Source organism: Corynebacterium sp. HMSC062A03, from assembly GCF_001811145.1.
In the GTDB taxonomy this organism is placed as follows: Bacteria; Actinomycetota; Actinomycetes; order Mycobacteriales; family Mycobacteriaceae; genus Corynebacterium; species Corynebacterium aurimucosum.
The window spans coordinates 1-23141 of the sequence record NZ_KV803690.1 but is presented as its reverse complement, the minus strand read 5'-3'; the positions used below and the strand labels follow the sequence as shown (position 1 = coordinate 23141).

Sequence of the window (23141 nt, the reverse complement as noted above, 5' to 3'; positions counted from 1 at the left end):
CTCGTGTTCTACAAGGCTTATTTACCAATCTGTACCTTCGCCCCCTAGGGCTTAGCCCTCAGCGAGCGGCAGGAGCTGCTCCATCTCATCCGCGGTGGCCTTGACCACCTTCTGCCAGCTGCCGGTCTCCTCATACAAGCGGCGCTGGCGCTCATAGCCCGCCCCAGAATCGATGATCTCCTGCACCAGCTGCAGCTCCCGGGCACAGCCTAGTTCTTCTGAGAGCGGGGTCAGCTCCACCAACAGATCCGCCAGCTCATCTTTGATCCAGCGCTCATCGGTCTCGCGCGAGGTGATGACCAGCGCGTCCATGCCATAGCGCGCACCGCGCCACTTGTTCTCCGCCACGTGCCACGGCTGGAGGGTTGGCAGCTTTTCGCCCGCATCGATCATGCGGTCATAGTGCACCACCAGGCAGTGCGTGAGCGCCACGATGGCGGAGAGCTCGCGGAGGTTGGAGGCGGCATCGGAAATGCGCACCTCCACCGTTCCCCACTTCGAGGCCGGGCGGACGTCGAAGTGCATCGAGCCGGTGTGGTTGATGACCCCCGAAATGGCCTGGTCCCGCATGTAGGACTTCCACTGCTCCCAGTTCTCAAACTGGTAGGGCATGCCCGCGGTAGGCAGCTGCTGGTAAAGCATCGTGCGGTTGGAGGCGTAACCGGTATCGAGCCCCTCCCACCCCGGCGAGCAGGCGGAAATGGCCAGCAGGTGGGGGTACTTCGTCATCAGCGCATTGATGATGGGCCACACGCGTTCCTCATGGCTGATGCCGACGTGCACGTGCGTGCCCCACAGCAGCATCTGCTGGCCCCAGTACTGGGTGCGGTTAATGATTTCGGAGTAGCTCTCCTTGGAGGAAACCGGGTTCTTGCGGAAGTCCGTAAAAGGGTGTCCGCCCGAGCCCCAGAGGCGCACGTCCATAGAATTAGCCGCTTCACGCACTGCGCTTAGCGACGTCTGCAGGTCCCCCATCGCCTCCGGCACCGTCCGGCATACCCCGGTCACCAGCTCCACCGTGTTCTGGAGGAATTCCTTTTCCAAGTGGATGTCGGGGTGAGCGGCGTGTACGTGGTCAATGAGCTCCGCACCACGCGGCACGAGGTCCCAAGTCACTGGGTCAACGAGGGCGACTTCCCACTCCACGCCCAGGGTGGGCTCAGGCGAGCGGGCGAAGTTCTCTTCCGGAATATTCACCCATTCATCCTATCCACCAACAGGGTGAATTTAATAAGTTTTTATTCCTTAGGCTTGGGGAACGGCGAGGACCACGACGACGGCATCGCCCTTGGTGTAATCCCCGGTCAGCTCAGCCGGGTAAGGCGCAATGGCTTCCGCCGGAACATTGCCGCCGTAGTACTGGGCGGCGACTTCCTTGGCCAGGTTCTCGGCCGCCGCATCACCCTGCGGGAAGAAGATGGTGGTCTGCGGTGCGACGAGGACGTCGCCGCTGATGTTGCCCACCTCGGCCACCTTAAACTTTTCGGTCTTGAGGCGCTCTGCCTCATCAGCGGCGTAGTTGGCGCGGCCGGAGTTGTTGAAAACGTTGACGGGGATCTCCGCCTGCGGGCGGTCAGAGTTGCCTACGGCGGCGCCCGCCTCAGCGTTCTCTTCGCGGTTCTCCTTGTGCTCCGCGCCAGCCTGGTCGGCGTTCTCCGAGTCGGCGTCGGCATCAGCCGGGCGCTCGTGCTCGGCTGCGTCCTTGTTCTTGTCGGCTTCGCCCTCCGCACCGCCGGTAGCAGCATCGCCTTCAACGCCACCGGTGGCGGGACCGGAGACGGCGGCGTCGTTGGCGGGCGCATCCTGCGCGGTGTCCTCGGAACCATCCGAGGTCATGGCGTAGAGAGCCCACATGCCGAGCATGACGGCCACGGCGATGAGCACCATGGCAACACCACGCAGCGGGAGCTTGCTAGCGGAGGCCGGGGCGGCGGCAGCCGAATCGGAATCGGCGGCGTGGCGCGCGCGGTCAGCGGACGAGGCAGAGTTTTCCGGATTCACATTAGTCACACTGGCAACTCTAGTATCTATGGGCCTCAGTCCGGTGCATTGTCGTGCGCGGCGCGCCGGACGTCCTCGCGGGCGTCGCGAAGCCGGCGCAAACGTGTCACCAACAGCGGGTAGGAAGCATGCGCGGCGGGGTTATCAAGGAGCACGTTAAGGCGTTGGTGGTAGCGCACCGGAGTAATATCCAGCTGCGCACGGATGGCTTCCTCCTTGGCGCCGATATCGCGCGGGGCGTGGGACTCGAACTCCAAAATCGCGGCGTCTAGGTCTGACAGGGAGTGCATGCTTAGACTGTATGCCATGACTATTCGTCCCATCGTTATCCACGGCGACCCGGTCCTCCACAATCCCACCGATCCGGTCACTGAAGCCATCGACTCCCCCGAGCTACAGGAGCTCATCGCGGACATGCACGAAACCATGGATGCCGCGCACGGAGTAGGCCTGGCTGCAAACCAGGTCGGCGTGAACAAGCGCCTCTTTGTCTACCACTGCCCCGACACCGACGGGCCAGATGGCACCGAGCTTCCCGAAGGCGGCATGCGGCGCGGCTGCGTGATCAACCCGGTGCTGGAAACCTCCGAGATTCCGGAGACCATGCCGGCTGACGACGGCTCCGAGGACGAAGGCTGCCTCTCCGTTCCGGGCGAGGGCTACCCCACCGGCCGCGCTGACTGGGCGCGTGTGACCGGCAAGAATGAAAAGGGCGAGGACATCTCCATCGAGGGCTATGGTTTCTTCGCGCGCATGCTGCAGCACGAAACCGGCCACCTCGACGGCTTCGTCTACACCGACGTGCTCACCGGCCGCTACAAGCGCCAGGCCAAGAAGGCTATTAAGCGCAACGGCTGGACCGAGGCCGGGCTTACCTGGCTGCCAGGCGAGGACGAAGATCCCTTCGGGCACGACGACTAATGTCCCGCATCTTCCGCTCCGATTCCGTCCAGGTGGGCGAGCGCGTGGTGGCCCGGCGCGATTTCGGCGGCGTGCACAGTGATGTCATCGGCCACGTGCTCAGCCTGGAGCCGCTGGTCATCCGCCCCCAGGAAGTCGGCGGCTACCCCTCTTCGCTCGACGCAGTGGAGATTCCGCCGGAGCAGCTCAAGATCATTAAGCGCCTCTCCCCGCGTACCGTCCGCAACTCCGATATCCGCGCCGCCGAGGTGGCCACCGCGGCTGCCTTCCCAGGCAAGGAACACACGTGGACCTCGGATGGCCAGTGGCTCCTGCGCGCGGGTGATGGCGTGACAGGCCGCTCAAACTCCGCGATTCCGCTGGGCCCTTCCGCGGGATTTCTGCCGGTACCGATGGAGGAGATCGACGCGTTTTATGCGCGCCACGATCTTCCTGTGCGCTTGGCCATCCCGGAGCGCATCGGCGCCTCCGCAGAAAAGCTCGTGGCGGCCGAACCCGAAGCCTGGGAGCTCGAACCGGAAATCTTGGTGATGGTCCGAGACCTGGAGGAGCTGCCGGCGCTTTCCGACGTCCACTTCGTCGTCGACAAGCAGCCCGATGCCGAGTGGCTCGACCTTTACCACTTCCGCGGCCAGGCGCTCCCGCCGCTGGCGCTGGAGTACCTGCGCAGCCACATTGAGGGCACGATGGGCTTCGGACGCCTCCTTTCCCCTGCTGGTGAGACCATCGCGATCACGCGCGGCACGCTCACCGAATCCAGGGACGGCACCGTGTGGCTGGGTTACTCCGCCGTGGAGGTGGCCGAAGGCTGGCGCCGCAAGGGCCTGGGCACCGCCTTAGGCGCGCACATGCTGGCCTGGGGCAAGGCCCAGGGTGCGGAGAAGGCCTACCTGCAGGTCGTGGCAGGAAACACGGCTGGGATCCGGCTCTATGAGAAGCTCGGCTTCCTCGAGCAGCACCGTCACCGTTACGCCCGCCGTCTACCTCAAGTACCCTAAACCACATGCGCATCGCTACCTGGAACATCAACTCCGTTCGCACCCGCGCTCAGCGCGCGGTGGATCTGCTGGCCAAGCACGACATCGACGTGCTCTGTCTGCAAGAAACCAAGGTGGCGGATGCGAAGTTCCCCCGCGAGCCTTTTGAGGAGGCCGGCTACCACGTCACCTGCCACGGGCTTAACCAGTGGAATGGCGTGGCCATCCTGTCGAAGGAGGAGCCGGAAGAGGTCCAGACCTTCTTCCCCGGTCAGCCTGGGTTCCACAAGGACCCCACTAAGGAGCAGGCGCGCGAGGCCCGGGCGCTATCGGCCCGCATCCGCGGGGTTGAGATTTGGTCCCTCTACGTTCCCAACGGGCGCGAAATCACGGACCGGCACTTCGACTATAAGCTGGACTTCCTCTATTCGTTGGCGCGCTATGCGGAGCCCCGCGCGCAGTCGAAGCTCTTGCTCACGGGCGACTTCAACATTGCCCCGCGCGATGAGGACGTCTGGGATATGTCCCTTTTCCGCGGCAAGACGCACGTCACCGAGCCGGAGCGCGCGGCCTTCCAGATGTTGGAGGAAGCCGGGCTTGAGGAGGTCACGCGCCGCTTCACCGAGGCGGAGCGCTGGACCTATTTTGATTACAAGTCCCTGCGTTTCCAGAAGAACGAGGGCATGCGCATCGATTTCCAGCTGGCCAGCGAACCCCTCGCACGCCTCGTCCAAGGAGCACAGGTGGACATGGTTGAACGCGCCGGCGACAAGACCTCCGACCACGTGCCACTAATCGCGGATTTCGATGTCCCCGATTTCGCATCGGTGTGCTAGCCTGCCATGAACCTCAACATCGATCTCTCCGTCTGGCAGTTTGTACTGCTGCTTATTGATTACGGCATCAAAATCATCGCCATCGGCGTCGTTCCCGAAGGCCGCCGCCCCTCCAGCTCCACTGCCTGGCTGTTGGCCATTCTTGTGCTGCCCATCGTGGGGCTGCCGTTGTTCTTGCTCATGGGCTCGCCCTATATCAACCGCCGGCGCCACCGCATCCAGCAGGAAGCCAACGCCCTGCTTAACGACGTCACCGCCTCCACCCCCAACCACCCCTCGGGCCGCCTCTCCCCGGAGGTGGAATCCCTCATCCAGCTCAATCGCAACCTCACCGGCCACCCAGCTCTCATTGGCCACAACAAAGGCCTGCACGCCTCCTATGAGGAAGCCATCCTGGCCATGGCTCAGGCCGTCGACCGCGCTGAGAAATACGTGCTCATTGAGATCTACATCCAGTCCTGGGATGAGGTGACCGATGTCTTCTTCCAGTCCCTCGCGCGCGCCCGAAAGCGCGGCGTGGAGGTCAAGCTGCTGCTAGACCAGATCGGCAGTTTGAAGTACAAGGGCTATTTCACCCTGGGCAAGCGCCTCACCGAGATTGACGTCGACTGGCGGCTCATGCTTCCGCTGCAGCTGCACAAAGGCCGCTTCCGCCGCCCGGATTTGCGCAACCACCGCAAGATCGTGGTCATTGACGGCCACACGGGCTTCTTGGGCTCGATGAACATGATCAAGCGTGAATACAAGACCAAGGACCGCGCATGGATCGACTACATGGTCGAGATGACCGGCCCTGTGGTGACGTCCTTGGCCTCGGTGTTCGCGGTGGATTGGTACCTGGAATCCGAAGAGCAGCTGTCCTTGGATATGCAGCCCTATGACGACGCCATGACGGCCGACTCCAACCACCTCCAGTTGGTCCCCTCCGGCCCCGGTTACACCACGGAACCCAACCTGCGCATGTTCAATTCGGTGGTACACCACGCCAAGGAAAAGCTCATCCTTTGCTCGCCCTACTTCATCCCGGACGAGTCCCTCTTGGAGGCGGTCACCACCGCGTGCTACCGCGACGTTGAGGTGGAGTTGTTGGTGTCCGCGAAGGCGGACCAGTTCATGGTCAACCACGCGCAGTCCTCCTACTACCAAGCACTGTTGGAGGCTGGCGTGCGGATCTTCCAATTCCCCGAGCCCTTCGTGCTGCACTCCAAGTTCATTCTTGCGGACCCGAACCTGCCGGAGCGCGACTCCTTGTGCATGTTTGGTTCCTCCAACATGGATATGCGCTCCTTCGGTCTCAACTATGAATCGACCATGTTGGTGGCCAAGGGCGACCTCATCGATGACTTCACCCAGTTGGCCAGCAACTACAAGAAGGTCTGCCACGAGCTCACCCTCGAGGAGTGGAACGAGCGCGGCCTGCTGCGCCGCTACGTGGACAACGTCATGCGCCTGACCTCCGCCCTGCAGTAGGGGATGCATGGGGACCCGCACGTGGTTCCAGTCAAAAGGCTCCAGTCAGGTGGTTCCAGTCAAACGGTTCCTCTGGGGGCAAACAAACCTTCTACGAGGCGGTAGATGGTTCGTTTGGGGGCAAACGAACCATCTGACTAGAACCATCTCTGAGGATGGCAAGAGCCCCGCCCTGGTGTACTCGCCGCGCACGTGGCGCGCGCCGCAAGACATCCGACGAAGGCATCTAGTAAATGGCATCTCCCAGAAGGCATCTCTCAAAAGGTGTTTTTGGTGCTAAAAACGCCATCTAGGACCCGCAAAAGGCGTTTTTAGAGGAAAAGACGCCTTTCGACTGATGCCATTTGTGGGATGCCTTTTGCAAGGCGCCGTTTGGGTGCTCGATGGCTTGAGTTCGGCGGCCTGTGCACGAGACGGCGCGGTGCACTACGCGGCGCCGCGGGCCAGCCGCGTGGATACCACAAGGCCGCACAGCGAGATGAAGCTGCAGCACACCATTCCGATGGCCATGGTCAGCGCTGCGTTCGAGCCCCAGCCCATGAGCGGGCTGATGGCGCTGGCCAACATAGACTGGCCGAAGCCCATGATCGCGGAGACGCTACCCGCTCGCGGGCGCATGAGGCCCGTGGCCAACGCCGTGGCGTTGCCCATGATGAAGCCGGTCGGCGCCACGCAGGCAAAAAGCACAGTGAGGCAGACCCAGACCGGAGCGCCAAACAGCACCGACAGCAACAAGAGCACCCCGCACACGAAAACGCCGGTCACGCCGATGCGCAACATGACCGCCGGGGAGACCGAATCCATCGCCCGCGAATTCACCAGCGTGGCCATAAAGAGGCCCACGGAGTTGATGCCGAAGATCAGCGAATAGCCCAAGGGCGAGAATCCCCACTGGTCCTGCACCACGAAGGCCGAGGCGGAGATGTAGCAAAACATCGAGCAGAAGCCGAAGGCCATGGTTACCAAGTAGCCCCACACCCGGGCATTGGTCAGTACCGCCCAGTAGTTGCCCGCGACCGTGCGAAACAGCCCGGCGCGGGAGCGCCCGCCCGCGGTTTCCGGGACGATGGCGACCGCCAGCACCAATTGCACCGCATGCAGCCCGGCCAGCACCCAAAAGATGCCACGCCAGCCCAACGGCTCCGCCAGGACGCCACCGAGCACCGGGGCCACCGCCGGTGCGATGCCTTGCAACGCCATGAGCAGCGAATAAGCCTTCGCAGCCGCCGATCCGTGCACAAGGTCAGGAACTACCGCGCGGGCCAGCACCGTGCACGCACCGCCACCGAGGCCCTGCAGCACACGGGCAGCCACGAGAACGGTGGCGGTAGGAGCCATCGCTGCCAGGACAGAGGCCGCCAGCGCGAGGGCGGCACCGGCAATAAGGAGGCGTTTGCGCCCGATGGCGTCGGACAGCGGGCCCATCACGAGCTGACCCACCCCCATGCCAATGAAAAAGCCTGAGATGGTCAGCTGCACCATGGACCGGGTGGTGCCCAGATCAGAGACGATCTCCGGCATCACCGGCAAATACATATCTGTGGCAAAAGGCGCTGTTGCGGACAACAGCGCCAACGTAGCCAAGAGTGGATAGGGAATCACGCGTCGCGCTTCTCCAGCACGATGACGCCCACGATCCACAGAACTGCGGCCCAGCCGAAGAAGACGAGAGCCTCAAAGCCTACCGATGACCACGGCGCGTTCTCATCCACATAGTTCACCGCCCAGTTCTGGAAGGCGGTAAAGGGCATGAAGTGAATGACTTTATCGCCCACCAGCGGCAGCACGCGCACGATATTTTCCAAGCCCAAGTACAAGATGAGGCAGATAGCCACCGTGCCGGCGGTTTGCCGCAGCAGCATGCCTAAGCCTTGAACAAAGGCAACCAGGCCAAAAGCGGCGAGCGGGAAGGCCCACAACATGTACTTGCCATCCTCGCTGGCAAAGGGCTGGAAGGCCTCCGCCGCAGATTCGTTGGCCGTCACATCCGCCAACACGAAGATGTACACCAAGCCCAAGAAAGCAATAATCGCGGCAATGACTCCGTAGAGCAGCAGCTTGGCGCAGGCCACGGTCCAGCGCTGCGGGTTTGCCATGAAGGTCTGGGACTGCGTTTTATAGCGGTACTCCGTGGTCACTACCATCGAGGCCTGGATCATGATGATCGGCATGCCCATGAGCAAGATGATGGAGCCCAAGCTGCGCTCCTGCAGCGGGCTAATGCCCAGCACGGCTTCGCCCGCGTTGAGCGAATTCAGCAGCGTCCAGCCGGTAGTGATAAGAAAAATGAGGGCCGTGGTCCACCAGAAGGACTTCGTCGTGCGCAGCTTCGTCCACTCCGCGTGAACAGTATTGAGAAACATTAGCGGTGTACCCCTTCCTGCGGTGCCTCCGCCTGGTACTGCACCGCGCGATCCGTCATAGCCACATAAGCCTCTTCCAGCGAGGCGCGGTGGAGCGTCAATTCCGTCAGCGGCACACCCGTGGAATAAGCCAGCTGGCCCACGTAGTCCGTGGTCTGGTGAGGAATCACTAGCGTTGGTCGCTGTTCCTCATCAGCCGACTCGTGGTAAAAAATCCCGGCTTCCTTGAGCGCCGAGCCGAACTCGCGCAGGTGCTCCGAGCGCACGATGACCGAAGAGCTGGAATTCTCCTTCACAAAGTCATAGGTACGCTGATTAGCCAAGAGCCTGCCGCGGCCAATGACCACCAAGTGGTCGGCCGTCTGCGCCATCTCCGCCAGCAGGTGGGAGGAGATGAGCACCGTGCGGCCTTCTGCTGCCAGCGCGCGCACGAGCGAGCGCACCCAGCGAATGCCCTCCGGGTCCAGGCCGTTGACCGGCTCATCCAAAATCAGCACGCCCGGGTCCCCCAGCAATGCAGCCGCCAAGCCCAGGCGCTGCCCCATACCAAGGGAGAAGCCGCCGGCCTTCTTACCCGCAACATCAGCCAAGCCCACAAGCCCGAGCACCTCATCAACGCGGGAGGTGGGGATCCCGTTGGCTTGCGCCATCCACGTCAGGTGGTTGGCGGCGGTGCGGTTGGCGTGGACCGCTTTGGCGTCGAGAAGCGCGCCCACCTCACGCAGCGGGTTCTTCAGCTCGCGGTAGGGCTTGCCGTGCACCAAGGCGGTACCAGCGGTGGGCTTGTCCAAGCCCAGGATCATGCGCATCGTCGTTGATTTTCCAGCGCCGTTTGGTCCCAGAAAGCCGGTCACTTGTCCCGGCTCCACCTGGAAGGTGAGGTCATCGACGGCGCGGACAGACTTGTACTGTTTGGTCAGTCCGGCTACTTCAATCATGTCCTACAGCGTGCCACAGGTTCCCGCCGCGCGCCTGTATCAGCTGCCGTTTTCTTCCCAATACTTCAGCAGCCGCGGTAGTGCTTCCCGGAAGGGAGCCAAAAGCTCCAGCTCTTCTATCTGGTTAAAGGGAACCCAGCGCAGCTCAGCAGATTCTTCGTTGGCAGTCGTGGCCAAGCGCTGCCCCGAAAGAGTCCGCGCTAACACCGTGGTATAAGTCCAGCCTTCCTCGAAGGGCCCGGCGGTAACGAGCGAGCCTAGAACCTCGACGTCCGCCGGCGAGATTCCGGTTTCTTCCTCCGTTTCCCGCAGCGCGGCCTGCTCCGGTGACTCCGGCTTATCCCGCGCCCCGCCCGGGATTCCCCAGGTCCCACCGTTATTCGTCCACGTAGCGCGATGCTGCAGCAGCACTTGGTCCCCCGCCACGAGGAAGAGGCCAGCTGCTCCAAACTTGCCCCATACCGGCACCCCGCCCGGACCTTTAGACCAGCCATCACCGGAAAGCTCTGGGTTAACGCGTGTACACATGTCTTATACGATACGCGAGAATAAGCCCACGCCACCCTGCCCCAAATCATCGCGCGATGGGGTGCGGGGCGCTATCCTAAGGGAATGACCGGCCCGGCCACCGAACTGCGCGAGCACTCCCCCGAATCATGGGGCGATCATTGGCTCGATGAGGTCACCGAGCCTGCTGCCCCGGCTTTTAGCCGCCCCACGCAGCTGGCCATGAGTTCCTTCTCCGGCCCAGCGCGCGTCCTCCGGCGCTTTTATAGCTTTGCTTCCACCACGCCCGGCAAGCTGTTTACGGTCACCGTCATCCTGACCGCCGCGCTCGCGGCAGCCGGGTTTTCTATGTCTTCTTCCTCGGCCGCGCGCCACGATGACCTGGATACTCTGCTGACCTCCACGGAGCCGATGTCGAATGCGGCGCATCACCTCTACACCAACCTGTCTCTGGCCGATACCGTGGCCACCACCGGCTTCGTGCAGGCGGGCGTCGAACCGGAGCATAACCGCAACCGCTATAACGAGGCCATCGATGCCGCGTCGGTCGCCGCCACGCAGGCCATCGTGGGCACCTCCGCCGAGGATGAGCGCGTGCGCGAGCTCGTCACCTTTATCCAGCGCGAGCTGCCGGTGTACACCGCCCTCGTGGAAAAGGCGCGTGTCAATCACCGCGCGGGCCACGCCGTGGCGAATTCCTATATGTCCAACGCCTCGGCGCTCATGCGGACCCAGATTCTCCCCGCCGCCGCGGAGCTGTTCACCCTGACCTCGGAGAAGGTGAGCCAACAGCAGCAGCGTCTGACCCGCCCGCAGTGGGTTCCGCTGTCCGGGCTGGTTGCCGCACTCATTTTCCTCGGCTTGGCGCAGTGGTGGCTGTGGCGGCTGACCCGCCGCCGCTTCAACCGTGGCTTTGTGGCGGCCACGGGGTTGCTGTTCCTCGCGCTGGTGTGGGCCTCCGCCTCCAACTTCGCCACGTGGGCCTCGGGCCACCAGGGTTTCGAGACGGTGTCGCGCCCCTGGGATTCACTGACTGCCTCGCGCATTGAGGCCCAGCAGATGCGCACCTCGGAGACTCTCGCGCTAGTCTTGCGCTCCTCCGAGCAGGACATGTCCGTGCACTTTAGCTCCACGGTGTACTCCGTTAACCAGGCCCTGCGGGATTATGAGCAGGCGCTTAACGACGACGACTTCCCCTCCTCCGATCCTTCCCTGATTCCCCGCGCCAAGCAGGCAGTAGAAGACTGGACATCCACGCACGAGAAGTTCACCGAGGACCTTGCCATGGGCGACTACGATGGCGCGCTGTACCAGGCCACCGCCATCGATCCGGATGGTGACCCGACCGCCGCCAGTGCTTTCAACGCCGTGGATAGCTCCTTGGCAGCACTCATCGATCAAGCCCGCGATGCCATGCGCACCTATCTGGTCCAGGGGCTCAATGCCATGACGATGGTCTCGACCGGCGTGCTCCTGGCCACCTTTGGTGCGATTATTGCCGTGTGGCTAGGTATTCGTCCCCGTCTGCAGGAGTACCTGTGATGCGCCGCCCTACCAAGAACCGCCCGGCCTGGACCGCGGCCCTGCTCCTGCTCAGCAGCGCCGTGGCGCTCAGCGGCTGTGAGCCGGAGCCGCCCAGCACGCAGGACCCCATCCTGCCCTCCACCGCGAACCTCGATTCCACGCCGGGACCACCACTGCCGGAGGATGCCATCATCGAGCCCGCTGGCGCCGGCGAGGCGTCCAAGCAAAGCACCGAAGAGGCCTATGGCTCCTACCGCCCGGACGATAAGAAGCCGGAGGAGCGCGTGCCCGATATCCTGGCGCGCGGCCGGCTTATCGTGGGTGTGGATCGCTCCAATAACCTGCTCAGCTACCGCGATACCGCCAGCGGCGAGGTCCGCGGCTTCGAGGTCGATATTGCTCGCGAAATCGCCCGCGATATCTTCGAGGATCCCAACAAGGTGGACTTCCGCTTCGTGGAGGCTTCCGAACGCGCGCGTGCGCTCAATGATCGCACGGTGGATATCGTCATCCGCACCATGACGATTAGCCCCAGCCGCCAGCGCGAAGTCTCCTTCTCCATTCCCTATATGCAAACCGACGCGCGTTTGCTGGTGCTGAAGAACTCCGGCGTTGAGTCCATCGCGGATACCGCTGGGATGACCTTGTGTGCGACAAAGGGTTCCACCATGGTGGACGCGATACGCACGCACGCGCCTGCTTCCGACATCCTAGAAACCCGCGCCTGGGGCGATTGCCTCATGGCCCTGCAACTGGGGCAAGCGGATGGCATCGTGGTAGATGATGCGCTGCTCTCCGGCATGCTGGCCCAGGATCGCTACACCGAGATTGTCGGTGGTCCCCTCGAAAGCCAAAGCTATGGCGTGGCCGTGCGCAAGCCCGATGGCTCGTATGATTCGCGCCCGCTTATCCGTCAGGTGAACTCCACGCTGGAGCGCATTCGCAAGGACGGGACCTGGCAGAGGCTCTTCACAACGTGGCTGGGGGATTATATGGAACAGCCGGTGCTCCCGGCACCTAAGTACCTCGATGAGACCCCATCCGCGACGGAATCCCAGCCGAGTTCCCCAACCAGCAACCCGACCGGCGAGAAGAAGGAGGGACACTAATGTCGCACCGCTTCAGCGAGGATGAGCTCGATCACCTCACGCCCGAAGAGCACGAGACCGCGGAGCCCGAAGGTCCTGCCGACGCCACGCAAGCCGTCCGCTTCGATCCTTTCGCGGATGACGATGACGATTATTCGGAGGATCACCTTCTCGGCACCTCGCCTGCGGAACCAGGCGATCCGGGAACAGCGGCCGACAGCGCCGACAATACGGAAGCCTCCGACCACACCGCGGCGGTACCTTTTGATCCTTTCGCCGATGACTTCGATGAGGATGACCCCGCCGCCACTGGCGCCGTCCTCTCCCCCGCCGGTCAGCCCGGCACGCACGGCACCGCAACGAACAAGCCTGGCGATGGCGAATACGTCGATTCGGATAACATCGCGGCACTGATCGAGGAGCTGGGGCAGCTGCGAGATCGTCGCAAAGCAGAGGACCCTTCGCAGGCCTCCCGCCGCCGCGCGCTCGATACCTTCCGCCAGCGCCGCAGCACCAAGCGCACCGACCGCGAAGTGGCCGATGGCATGGCCACCTTGCCCTTCGTCGTCCCGGATGATCCCACTCAAGCACTCATCGATCCGCAGGATGCGCCCCGCGCCGCCCCGCCGCAGCTTAAGCCGGGTGACATGGTGGCGGGCCAATACGAAATCCTCGGCGTGCTGGCGCATGGCGGGCTGGGCTGGATCTACCTGGCCAATGACCATTTCGTCTCCGGGCGCATCGTGGTGCTCAAGGGCATGCAATCCACCAACTCCGCCGAGGAAACGGCGACTGCGGAGGCGGAGCGCGAGTTCCTCGCGGATATCACGCACCCGAATATCGTGAAGATTTTCAACTTCATCGATGATCCCCGCGTGCCCGGCGGCTTCATCGTCATGGAATACGTCGGCGGCCCCTCGCTGAAGCAGCGCCGCAACGACCAGGCCAATGACCGCTTCCCGGTCGATACGGCCATTGCCTATATCTTGGAAATCCTGCCCGCCCTGGATTACCTGCACGCCCGCGGCGTGGTCTACAACGACTTAAAGCCCTCCAACATCATCGTCACCGAGGACCAGGTCAAACTCATCGATCTGGGCGCGGTCTCCGGCATCGGTGCCTTCGGGCATATCTACGGAACACAGGGTTTTCAGGCGCCGGAGATCTCCACCCAGGGCCCCTCGGTGGCCAGCGATATTTATACCATCGGCCGCACCCTGGCCTGCCTGACGTTGAAACTGCCGGTGGAGGATGGCGTCTACAAGCCCGGCCTGCCCTCCCCCACGGAGGAGCCGCTGCTGCGCCGCTACCTCTCCTTCTACCGCCTGCTCTTGCGCGCGACTGACCCTGACCCGGAGCAGCGCTTCGCATCGGTCTCCGAGCTGCGCGACCAGCTCTTCGGCGTCCTGCGCGAGGTCATCGCGCTCCGTGATGGCATCCAGCACCCGGCCCAGCACTCCGTCTTCTCCCCGCAGCGTACGACCTTCGGCACGAAGCACCTGGTCTTCCGCACCGACCAGCTCATCGATGGCATCGACCGCACCGTCCGCATCACCGCCCCCGAGGTGGTCTCCGCGCTGCCCATCCCGCTGGTTGTCCGCTCTGACATCGGAGCCCCGCTGCTGCAGGGCTCCTCCTATACCGAGCCGCAGGAAGCGCTAGAAACCCTGCGCCAGGCCATGCAGGCCCCGGAGTACGAAGAATCCGCCGAGATTCCCCTCGGCGTGGTGCGCGCCATGATTGACCTGGGCTATATCGGCCAGGCCCGCGAGTGGTTGACCTCCATCGAGGAGCGCTTGGGCAAGGACTGGCGCTTCCACTGGTACTCGGGCGTGACCGAACTGCTCTTGGACAAATACCGTGAGGCCCAGGCCCACTTCGCGCACGTCCTCGACGTCCTGCCCGGTGAGGCCGCACCGAAGCTGGCCATCGGCGCGGTCAACGAGCTCATCCTGCAGCAGCTGGGTTTTTCGGAAGCCGCGCTTATCGACGCCTCCGTTGCCCGCGCCTGCGCCAACCTCACCACCTCGCTGGCGGATTTGCCCAATGATGCTTTTGAGGACCAGCCGGGCATCTGGGACCACATCACCGATGATCCGGCCCACCTGCGTTTCAATTCGCTGCGTCTCTACGGCATCGTGTGGGCGACGAACCCGACGACGGTCTCCTCCGCCTTCGGCTTGGCCCGCCAGCTGCGCGCCGAGCACCAGGTGGAGCTCGCCGTGGCCACCTTGGATAAGGTCCCCAATGCCTCGCGTCACCACCGCATGGCCCGCTTGACCACGGTTTTGCAGCTCATCGTGCACGACCTTTCCGAGTCCCGCATCCGGCGCGCCGCCCGCCGCCTGGAGGAGATTCCGCAGAACGAGCCGCGCTTTTTGCAGATCAAGATTGCGGTCATCTCCGCCGGGCTGACCTTCCTGCGTGAATCAGACCTCAAGGCCGCGGCCTCCCCCAACGATCTCTTCGAGTTCCCCTTTACCCAGCGCGGCCTGCGCTATGGCCTGGCGGATACCCTGCGGGCACTGGCCCGCCAGGCGCCGTTCGCTCGCCACCGCTACGCGCTGGTGGACCTGGCCAACAAGGTCCGCCCAGTCACGATGTTCTAGTACAGGCCCGCCTCCCGGGCCATGGCCGCGATACCCGCGGACTTCTGCGCAATAGCCAGCTCCTCGTTCGTCGGCACCACGAAGACCTTGACTTGCGATTCCGCGGTCGAAATCATGCGCGGCTCCTTGGAGCGCACCAGGTTGGCTTCCTTATCGAAGTCAATGCCGTACATATCCAGGTTGTACAGCGAATCCTGGCGGACCTCGGTATCGTTCTCACCCACGCCGGCGGTAAACGTAATCGCGTCCACGCGGCCCAACGCAATCATGTATGCACCAATGAAGCGGCGCAGCTGGTGGATGTAGATGTTATAGGCCAGCCAGGCATCCTGGTCCTCGTTGTTGATGCGCTCGCGCAGCACCCGGAAATCGTTGACACCCGCAATACCCTTCACACCGGAGCGCTTGTTCAGAAGGTTGTCGATCTCATCGATCGACATACCCGCCTCACGCGAGAGGTGGAAGATAATACCCGGGTCAATATCGCCCGAGCGCGTGCCCATGGCCAAACCTGCCAGCGGGGTCAGGCCCATCGAGGTATCGATCGGGCGACCGTTGCGAATCGCCGCGGCGGAGGCACCGTTGCCCAAGTGCAGCGTGATCTGGTGAACATGCCCAGGGTCGCGGTCAAGAAGCTTCGGCACCTGCTGCGAAACGAACTCGTGGGAGGTTCCGTGGAAGCCGTAGCGGCGGATGTCATACTGCGAGGCCACATCATTGTTGATGGCGTAGAGCGCTGCCGCCGGCGGCATGTGGTTAAAGAAGGCCGTATCGAAGACCGCCACGTGCGGGATCTCCGGCAGCAGCTTGCGCGCCACGCGGATGCCATCCAGGTTCGCCGGGTTGTGCAGCGGTGCAAGCGGGATGAGGTCCTCGATCATGGACTCGATCTGGTCCACGATGAGCTGCGGCTCGCTGAACAGGCGCCCGCCGTGCACCACGCGGTGCCCCACGGCAATGACCTCGACATCCGTCGGACCCACGCCGTGCTCGTGCATGATGCTAAACGCGCGGTCCAAGCCGAAGGAGTGGGTGGGGATCTCCAGTTCTTCCTTGAATTCCTCACCGCCCGTCTTGACGGTCACCGCACCCTGCGGCTCGCCGACCTGCTCCACCAAACCCGAGACCAGCGGGGTATCCGTGGCCGAGCTCTCCGGGTCCACGAGCTGGAATTTAACCGAGGAGGAACCCGAGTTGAGAACGAGTACGTACGCCATCTACTTCACCCCTGCCTGAATAGCGGTGATAGCCACCGTGTTGATGATGTCCGGAACGGTCGCGCCACGCGAAAGGTCATTGACCGGCTTGTTCAGACCCTGCAGAATCGGGCCCACCGCCAATGCACCACCGGTGCGCTGCGCCGTCTTATAACCAATGTTGCCGGCCTCCAGGTCCGGGAAGACGAAGACCGTGGCCTTACCTGCAACGTCGGATTCCGGCGCCTTCTTGGCTGCCACGCCTGGGTCGCAGGCAGCGTCGAACTGCAGCGGACCATCCACCGCCACGGAGGAGTCAATGCCGCGAGCCACCTCGACGGCCTTGACCACCTTCTCCACGTCCGGGCCCGCGCCCGAGGTTCCCGTGGAGTAGGACAGCAGCGCCACGCGCGGGTCCAGGCCGAACTGTGCTGCGGTCTGGGCGGACACGATGGCGATCTCGCCGAGCTGCTCCGGAGTCGGGTTCGGGTTCACCGCGCAGTCACCGAAGGCCCACAAGCGCCCCGGCATCACCATGAGGAAGATGGAGGAGACCACGGAGGCTTCCGGCTTGGTCTTAATGATCTGGAAGGAAGGCTTGATGGTGTGCGCCGTGGTGTGCGCCGCGCCGGAGACCATGCCATCGGCCAAGCCCTTGTGCACCATCATCGTGGCGAAGTAGGACACGTCTTTCATGGTCTCGCGCGCTTGCTCCAGCGTCACGCCCTTCTTCTTGCGCAGCTCCGCGAAGTCCGCCGCGAACTCCTCTGCCAGCGGGGATTCGAGGTGGTTGATGATGTCCACGCCTGGCAAGTCAATCCCGAGTTCCTGGGCACGCTTCTCAACGTTCCCATCACCCAGAATCGTCAGCTTCGCCACCTTGCCCTTGATGAGCTCACCCGCGGCCTGAAGGATGCGGTCATCCTCGCCTTCCGGCAGCACGATGTGCGCCCCGATTTCGCGGGCTTGATCCAGAAGCTGCTTCTGGAAGAGCTCAGCGCTCATATAGGGTTCGATTTCTTCCAGGGAGGAAATCGCACTGGGGATGGAGGAGACGTCATCCACCGCGCCCACCACGGTGGCTCCCACCGAGCGCGCGTGGTTCAGCGCCAGCTCCGCAGCACGTGCAGGTGCGCTGGAAATCAGCACGAAGGGCAGGCCCAGGGCGGCCGCGGCCTTGGCATCGAAGTCCATAACGCCGGTGCCTTGGAGGACCAGGTTGCCCGCGGGGGCATTCTCCAGGACTTCGCTGAGTGTGGTTCCCAAGTCATCTACCTGGGCGAAGGTGGCCCCCAGTTCCTGAGCCACAGCAGCAACGTTCAAACCGTCAAAGCCGCGCCCGATGACGCTGATAAAGGCGGAATTCCGTGAGGACTTGGCGGTCATAAGAAACCTTTCTCTGCTTAGAAAGCGTGTACCCGGGCTCACATAGTGGGGCACACAGTGACACTACGACACTTTCACAGTACGGCAACGCACCTCTTCTCGCCGCCAATCCATCGCCTTCCCTCAGCAACTCCCCAGGCCACTGGCGCCCCACCCGAAGACAAAGTGCGTTATCCCACAGAAACTTGTCTCCATTAAACCCCCGGAGTAGGCTCCTAACCAGGATTGTTACTTCGGGCAAGACCTAGGCTCCCCACTCTTAGCCGTGTGGGGATGGTTCGCTATGAACCATTGTGGCCTAGGTCTTTCGTGGTTTTTAGCCACAGTGCCTGCCTACTCTCGAAAGGATTCTCATGTCGACAGAGACTCGCTCGGCAGCCGAGGCCATCTTGGATGGCATCGGCGGAGCGGAGAACATCACCTCTTTCACGCACTGCGCTACGCGCCTGCGCTTTGAGCTGGCTGATGCCTCCAAAGCCGATAAGGAAGCGCTCGAATCTATCCCCAAGGTAATGGGCGCTGTGCCCCAGGGTGGCCGCAACTACCAGGTGGTCATCGGCGGTGACGTGGCCACGGTCTATGACGAGATCAACGCTCTCCCACAGATGAAGAACGCCGGCGCCTCCGCCGGCCAATCCAACGACGATGTCAAGGCCGCGGCCCGCGCCAAGTCCAAGGGCAAGCTGCCGTGGATGGATACCTTCTTCGAGTATCTCTCGGATTCCTTCCGCCCCATCCTGGGCGTGCTGCTGGGTGCTTCCCTGGTCATCGCCTTCGCCTCGGTGCTGGATGCTTTCGGCGTCGTGGACTTCCGCTCCCCGGACAAGCCGGCCTCCTGGTTCTTCGTGGATGCCATGTGGCGTTCCGTCTTCTTCTTCCTGCCGGTGATGGTGGCCTATAACGCTGGTAAGAAGCTGCGCATCGACCCCTGGGTTCCCGCGGCGGTCATGCTCGCGCTATTCACCCCGGAGTTCCTCGATCTCTCGGAGAACCCCGCGGTCCAGTGTGTTACCAACGACACCCTCGGTGCGGAGCAGTGCTCCATTGAGATCTTCGGCATGACCATGCAGCTGCAGGACTACGGTGGAAACGTCTTCGTCCCGCTCATCATGGCTGCTGTTGCCGCACTCTTCTACAAGGGTTTCCAAAAGATCATCCCGTCTGCGGTGCACATGGTCTTCGTTCCCTTCCTCACCATGATCGTCCTCATCCCGCTGACGGCCTTCCTCATTGGCCCCTTCGGCGTGTGGGCCGGTAACGGCATTGGCGCCGGCCTGTCCTGGATGAATGACAACGCTCCGTTCGTCTTCGCTCTGGCCATCCCGATGCTCTACCCCTTCCTGGTTCCGCTGGGCCTGCACTGGCCGCTTAACGCCCTCATGCTGGTCAACATCCAGACTTTGGGCTATGACTTCATCCAGGGCCCGATGGGCGCATGGAACTTCGCCTGCTTCGGTGCTACCGCTGGTGTGCTGGCCCTGTCCATCCGTGACCACGACAACGTGATGCGTCAGACCTCTGGCTCTGCCCTCCTGGCCGGCCTGCTCGGTGGCGTGTCTGAGCCTTCCCTCTACGGTATCCACCTGCGCTACAAGAGGATTTACCCGCGCATGCTGGTGGGCTGCTTCGCTGGTGGCCTGACCGTGGCTCTGCTGACCCTGGGCACGAACGGCATTACTACCGACGCCTTCGTCTTCACCTCCCTGCTGACCATCCCGGTCTTCACCCCGATGGCCAAGTACGCCATCTCCATTGCTGTGGCCTTCTTCGTGGCCTTCCTGCTCATCCTCTTCACCGACTACCGCACCCCGGAAGAGCGCGCTGAGGCCAAGGCCGCCCGCGAGGCAGCCGAGAAGGCCGAGCTCGACAACGCCGACAACGCTGACAACGCCGCGCTTGCCGACGCCCCCGCAACCGCAGGCACCTCTGCTGCCGGCGCCGGTGCTGGCGCTGCCACCGCAACCGCTACCAAGGCAGACGCCCCGGCCAAGGCTGCTGAGCCCGCCGCTGGCACCACCACCGACATTGCTTCCCCGGCTGCCGGCAAGGTTGTCCCGATGGCTGAGATCGATGACCCGGTCTTCTCTGCTGGAACGCTCGGCGATGGCGTGGGCATCGTCCCTGAGGGCAACGAAGTTTACTCCCCGGTGAGCGGAACGATCGTCAGCGCCATGAAGTCCGGCCACGCCTACGGCATCAAGACCGAGGACGGCGTGGAGGTCCTGGTCCACATCGGCATCAACACCGTCAAGATGAAGGGCGAAGGTTTCGCCCCGGCCGTCAAGAAGGGGGACACCGTCAAGCAGGGCGAGCTGCTTGCCACCGTTGACTTCGCCAAGGTCACCGAAGCCGGCTACGACACCACCATCGTCTTGGCCGTGACCAACACCAAGGCACTGTCTGCCGTCACCCCGGCTGGCCTCAACCATGCCTCCGCTGGCGATACGGTCATCACCACGACCCGCTAAAGGATCCAGTAGGGAACCTTTAGTACGCCTTTAACGAACCCTGACTAAGCTGGCTCGATGTAATCACCATCGTGGCCGGCTTTGGTCGTTTTAGCCTCAACCGGCTAGCCTCATCCGGCTAGCCTTAACAAGTTAACCTCAACGAGAAAGGTGCCTTGTGCAACTGCTGCGAGTATTCAATAACAACGTCGTTCTCGCACGGCGCGGCGCGGAGGACGTCATTGTCACCGGCCGCGGCATTGGCTTCCAGGCAAAGCCTGGCACTGAGGTTGACCCGGCCAAGGTGGTGAAGGTCTTCGTCCCGGATACCGGCCGCGACCCTGACCACCTCGCCGCCATGATTGCTGGTATTCCCGGCGAATACGTGCAGTTGGTCATCGACGCCATGCACTCCGTCGACATGTCTGAGGCACTGCGCAGCAAACTCACGCTCGTCGTGGCGATTGCGGACCACATCCACGGCGCGGTCAGCCGCGGCAAGCCTGTGGCTTATCCCTTGGAAGCTGAGGTACGCCACCTCTACGCCGATGACTTCGCCCTCGCTCAGAAACTACTCACCGCCATCAATAGTGGCCTGCACAAGCCACTAGCCCCCGACGAGGCCGTGGCCCTCACCCTGCATCTGGTCAACGCCGGCTTCGCGGTCGGGGATCTCTCCGGCACTTACCGCATGACAGGTCTGATTCAGCAAATCCTGGCCGTTATCGGCTCACACAACAATACTGAGCTCAACAGCGAGGACATCTCCGTCGCCCGCTTCATCACACACCTGCGCTACCTCTTCGTACGCATGGCGGAGCACCAACAGCTCGACTCCGACGACCGCCAAGTCGCCACCGCCATCTCCGCCCGCTACCCCGATGCCGTCGAGACCGCCCAGATGGTAGCTAACCTGATTGAGCTGCGCCTCGACAGCGCTTTAACCCCCGATGAAGTCTCCTACCTAACGCTGCACATCGCGCGCCTGGAGGAGTCCTCCGCCTAAGCCGCCGGCGCCTCAGCGCCACCTTCAACAGGTGCTACCGGCTCTGCCACGGTGATGATGTTGTCCTCGTAGCCGAGCTGGCCACCAACAAACTTGCCACCGCAGGTAATGAGGACCAGACGGTTCTCCCCCTCCGTGTCATTGACTACGTCCGGGAAGCCCGCGCCCTTCTGCAGACGGTACGGTGCCTCAGTCACGCGGAAACGGCGCTCCTCACCATCGATGAAGACGGTGAATTCTTGGCCCTGCTCCAGGGTGGTGAACTTCTCTGCAAAGCCCGTTCCCTGACCTTGGTAGTTGATGTGGCCAGTAATAACGCTGGAACCAACCGGACCGGCCTCACCCGGGACAGCGGAAGCGGAGTACCAGCCCAGGCGCTGCACATCGCGCGGCGGGATCAGCATGCCGGTATCGGTGACCTGAATCGGATCGATAGCCGCGAACTCCTCGTTGATGCCCAGGGACATGGCGCCAAAGCCACGGAATTCACCCGGTGCCGGTTCCACCTCATGGTTCTGCTCACCGGAGTGATCCACGAAAGGATCATTGTTGGTCGTCGGTGCGGCCTCCTCAGTGCTTTGCGATGTCTCCGCCTCGCCACCACTGGCATTATCATCCGCGGAATCATCGCCATTGCGGCCTGCATAGATGACCAGCTGCACGACGACCAAGATGATCGCGATGAGCGCGGCAATTCCGATGAGCAGCTTCTTGTTGCTCTTCTTTTCTCCGCCTACCGGTTGTGCATCGCCGGCTCGGTGTTTCGCCCCAGCAGTCTCCCCTGTGGAATCGGTGGGGTACTCCGGGATATCGTTCTGCTGGCCTTCCTCAGCCATAATCTCTGCTCCTAGCTTCTAAAGTTCTAGCGGTTGGGTTCTAATGCTTTAGTTCTAAAAGTGTCTTAGCTCTAAAAATGTCAGTTATAGTTCTTCTTTTTAAACCATAGATTAAAAATCAGACGACTAATCCCCTCCAGCGTTTTACACCCTGGAGGGGATAGTCTTAATCATTCTCTGCCCCTACCACTCCCGGCCGGTGAGGGCCGGGATGGTGTTGCAGTGTGGACTACTGAATGAAGTCCTTCATGCCTGGGTCAAGCTCGGTCGCACCGGAAGGTACGTGCTTGATCTCCACGCGCTTGGAGTTGGACGGCAGCGGCTGGCCAGCGTCCTCCGGCGGAGTTGCATCCAGCACAGTGACCTCGCGGTCGTCGCGGCCGGTGTTGCCACCGTTCTCCTCGGTCGACTCACCGTGGTTGTTGCCACGGCCGCCGTCCTCGGTGACGTCGTTGTGGTTGCCACCGTCGTGGCCACCGTTACCGCCGTCGTGGCCGCCATTGCCACCGTTGACACCATCAACGATGATCTTGATCAGGCCCAGACCCGGGATGAGCAGCAGCCACCATGGCAGGTCCTTCTTCGAGGAGCCCTTGCCACCGCCGTTCTCTTCGTCCTCATCCGGGGTATCGGACGGGTTCTCCGAAGTGACAGTCTGATCCTTATCGTTGATGTCCTTGTGCTCACCAATCTCGTTCGGCGTCTCATTGCCCGGAGTCTCCTCACCCTTGGAATTAACTTCCTTAGAAGTCAGAGTCTCAAAAGCAACCGCAGCCTTAACCGGCTCAGTCACATCATCATTAACGGTGATGGTCACAGCCTCAACACCCTTCGGCGCAGTCGGCACAAACTTATGACCAATGGTCTCACCAAGAACAGTCTTGCCATCAGCCTTCGAAATCAGCTGCGCATCCAGGAAGTACTCCTTACCCGGAACCAGACCCTCATACGAAACCTGGTCAACAATCTTGGCACCAGCAACAACCTCACGCAGGCCACCCTCAAAGTCAGCATTCGTCGAAATCTTCGGCTCACC

Annotated in this window: 20 protein-coding genes; 9 read left to right on the top strand and 11 right to left on the bottom strand. The window is 62.5% G+C overall.

The features are described from left to right. Positions 1-51: 51 nt before the first annotated feature. Genes HMPREF2781_RS09055 through HMPREF2781_RS09045 form a run of 3 tightly spaced genes read right to left on the bottom strand, consistent with a single transcriptional unit; the run spans position 52 to position 2291 of the window. Positions 52-1197: a glutamate--cysteine ligase gene (locus HMPREF2781_RS09055; protein WP_070645517.1), complete on the bottom strand. Its 1146-nt coding sequence runs from the start codon at positions 1195-1197 to the stop codon at positions 52-54. A 48-nt stretch (positions 1198-1245) separates the two neighbouring features. Beyond that, positions 1246-2010: a LytR C-terminal domain-containing protein gene (locus HMPREF2781_RS09050; RefSeq protein WP_083308554.1), complete on the bottom strand. Its 765-nt coding sequence runs from the start codon at positions 2008-2010 to the stop codon at positions 1246-1248. A 26-nt stretch (positions 2011-2036) separates the two neighbouring features. Beyond that, positions 2037-2291 (bottom strand): DUF3263 domain-containing protein, encoded by a 255-nt coding sequence (locus tag HMPREF2781_RS09045; protein ID WP_070445801.1) that lies wholly within the window; start codon positions 2289-2291, stop codon positions 2037-2039. Positions 2292-2307: 16 nt separating this feature from the next. Between HMPREF2781_RS09045 and HMPREF2781_RS09040 the strand changes: the two genes are divergently transcribed. From HMPREF2781_RS09040 to cls, 4 genes are read left to right on the top strand one after another with little or no spacing between them, the layout of a single operon-like run. After that, on the top strand, positions 2308-2922 hold the full coding sequence (locus HMPREF2781_RS09040) for a peptide deformylase (RefSeq protein WP_070645514.1): 615 nt from the start codon (positions 2308-2310) through the stop codon (positions 2920-2922). Next, positions 2922-3920 (top strand): N-acetylglutamate synthase, CG3035 family, encoded by a 999-nt coding sequence (locus HMPREF2781_RS09035; RefSeq protein ID WP_070645512.1) that lies wholly within the window; start codon positions 2922-2924, stop codon positions 3918-3920. Before HMPREF2781_RS09040 ends, HMPREF2781_RS09035 begins: the two co-directional genes overlap by 1 nt. Before the next feature lie 5 nt (positions 3921-3925). Next, positions 3926-4735: an exodeoxyribonuclease III gene (locus HMPREF2781_RS09030; RefSeq protein WP_070645510.1), complete on the top strand. Its 810-nt coding sequence runs from the start codon at positions 3926-3928 to the stop codon at positions 4733-4735. A 6-nt stretch (positions 4736-4741) separates the two neighbouring features. Continuing rightward, positions 4742-6205 (top strand): cardiolipin synthase, encoded by a 1464-nt coding sequence (gene cls, locus HMPREF2781_RS09025; protein WP_070645508.1) that lies wholly within the window; start codon positions 4742-4744, stop codon positions 6203-6205. 426 nt (positions 6206-6631) lie between these two features. Here cls and HMPREF2781_RS09020 read toward each other — a convergent pair whose 3' ends face one another. From HMPREF2781_RS09020 to HMPREF2781_RS09005, 4 genes are read right to left on the bottom strand one after another with little or no spacing between them, the layout of a single operon-like run. Continuing rightward, positions 6632-7807, bottom strand: a complete 1176-nt coding sequence (locus HMPREF2781_RS09020) for a multidrug effflux MFS transporter (RefSeq protein ID WP_070645506.1) — start codon at positions 7805-7807, stop codon at positions 6632-6634. Further along, positions 7804-8568, bottom strand: a complete 765-nt coding sequence (locus HMPREF2781_RS09015; protein ID WP_070645505.1) for an ABC transporter permease — start codon at positions 8566-8568, stop codon at positions 7804-7806. Before HMPREF2781_RS09015 ends, HMPREF2781_RS09020 begins: the two co-directional genes overlap by 4 nt. After that, a complete protein-coding gene (locus HMPREF2781_RS09010) occupies positions 8568-9506 on the bottom strand; it encodes an ABC transporter ATP-binding protein (RefSeq protein WP_070445782.1) in 939 nt (312 codons plus the stop codon). Before HMPREF2781_RS09010 ends, HMPREF2781_RS09015 begins: the two co-directional genes overlap by 1 nt. A 39-nt stretch (positions 9507-9545) precedes the next feature. Further along, the gene (locus HMPREF2781_RS09005) at positions 9546-10034 is read right to left on the bottom strand and encodes an NUDIX domain-containing protein (protein WP_070645503.1); all 489 of its coding nucleotides are present in this window, start codon (positions 10032-10034) and stop codon (positions 9546-9548) included. 84 nt (positions 10035-10118) lie between these two features. On the opposite strand from HMPREF2781_RS09005, the gene HMPREF2781_RS09000 reads away from it, so the two are divergent. The 3 genes from HMPREF2781_RS09000 to HMPREF2781_RS08990 are packed head-to-tail and all read left to right on the top strand — an operon-like array spanning position 10119 to position 15234. Further along, on the top strand, positions 10119-11555 hold the full coding sequence (locus HMPREF2781_RS09000; protein WP_070645501.1) for a hypothetical protein: 1437 nt from the start codon (positions 10119-10121) through the stop codon (positions 11553-11555). Continuing rightward, the gene (locus HMPREF2781_RS08995) at positions 11555-12646 is read left to right on the top strand and encodes a glutamate ABC transporter substrate-binding protein (protein ID WP_070645499.1); all 1092 of its coding nucleotides are present in this window, start codon (positions 11555-11557) and stop codon (positions 12644-12646) included. The genes HMPREF2781_RS09000 and HMPREF2781_RS08995 overlap by 1 nt, the downstream gene beginning before the upstream one ends. Then, positions 12646-15234 carry a tetratricopeptide repeat protein gene (locus HMPREF2781_RS08990; protein WP_070645497.1) on the top strand — a complete coding sequence of 863 codons (2589 nt, stop codon included), beginning with the start codon at positions 12646-12648 and terminating at the stop codon, positions 15232-15234. The genes HMPREF2781_RS08995 and HMPREF2781_RS08990 overlap by 1 nt, the downstream gene beginning before the upstream one ends. Here the strand turns inward: HMPREF2781_RS08990 and HMPREF2781_RS08985 are convergent. Together HMPREF2781_RS08985 and pta are read right to left on the bottom strand one after the other, a co-directional pair. Beyond that, positions 15231-16451 carry an acetate kinase gene (locus tag HMPREF2781_RS08985; protein WP_070645495.1) on the bottom strand — a complete coding sequence of 407 codons (1221 nt, stop codon included), beginning with the start codon at positions 16449-16451 and terminating at the stop codon, positions 15231-15233. The genes HMPREF2781_RS08990 and HMPREF2781_RS08985 overlap by 4 nt on opposite strands. After that, complete coding sequence (pta, locus tag HMPREF2781_RS08980; RefSeq protein ID WP_070645493.1) at positions 16452-17816, bottom strand: phosphate acetyltransferase; 1365 nt, start codon at positions 17814-17816, stop codon at positions 16452-16454. Between the two features lie 353 nt (positions 17817-18169). On the opposite strand from pta, the gene HMPREF2781_RS08975 reads away from it, so the two are divergent. Beyond that, entirely contained in the window at positions 18170-20284 is a 2115-nt protein-coding gene (locus HMPREF2781_RS08975; RefSeq protein ID WP_070645492.1) for a glucose PTS transporter subunit IIA, read from the top strand. Positions 20285-20441: 157 nt separating this feature from the next. After that, entirely contained in the window at positions 20442-21269 is an 828-nt protein-coding gene (locus HMPREF2781_RS08970) for a PRD domain-containing protein (RefSeq protein WP_070645490.1), read from the top strand. Here HMPREF2781_RS08970 and HMPREF2781_RS08965 read toward each other — a convergent pair. Then, positions 21266-22105 (bottom strand): class F sortase, encoded by an 840-nt coding sequence (locus HMPREF2781_RS08965; RefSeq protein WP_070645488.1) that lies wholly within the window; start codon positions 22103-22105, stop codon positions 21266-21268. The two genes, HMPREF2781_RS08970 and HMPREF2781_RS08965, sit on opposite strands and share 4 nt — an antisense overlap. 229 nt (positions 22106-22334) lie before the next feature. Beyond that, the coding region (locus HMPREF2781_RS12565) for a VaFE repeat-containing surface-anchored protein (RefSeq protein ID WP_168163686.1) at positions 22335-23141 on the bottom strand (807 nt) is incomplete at its 5' end.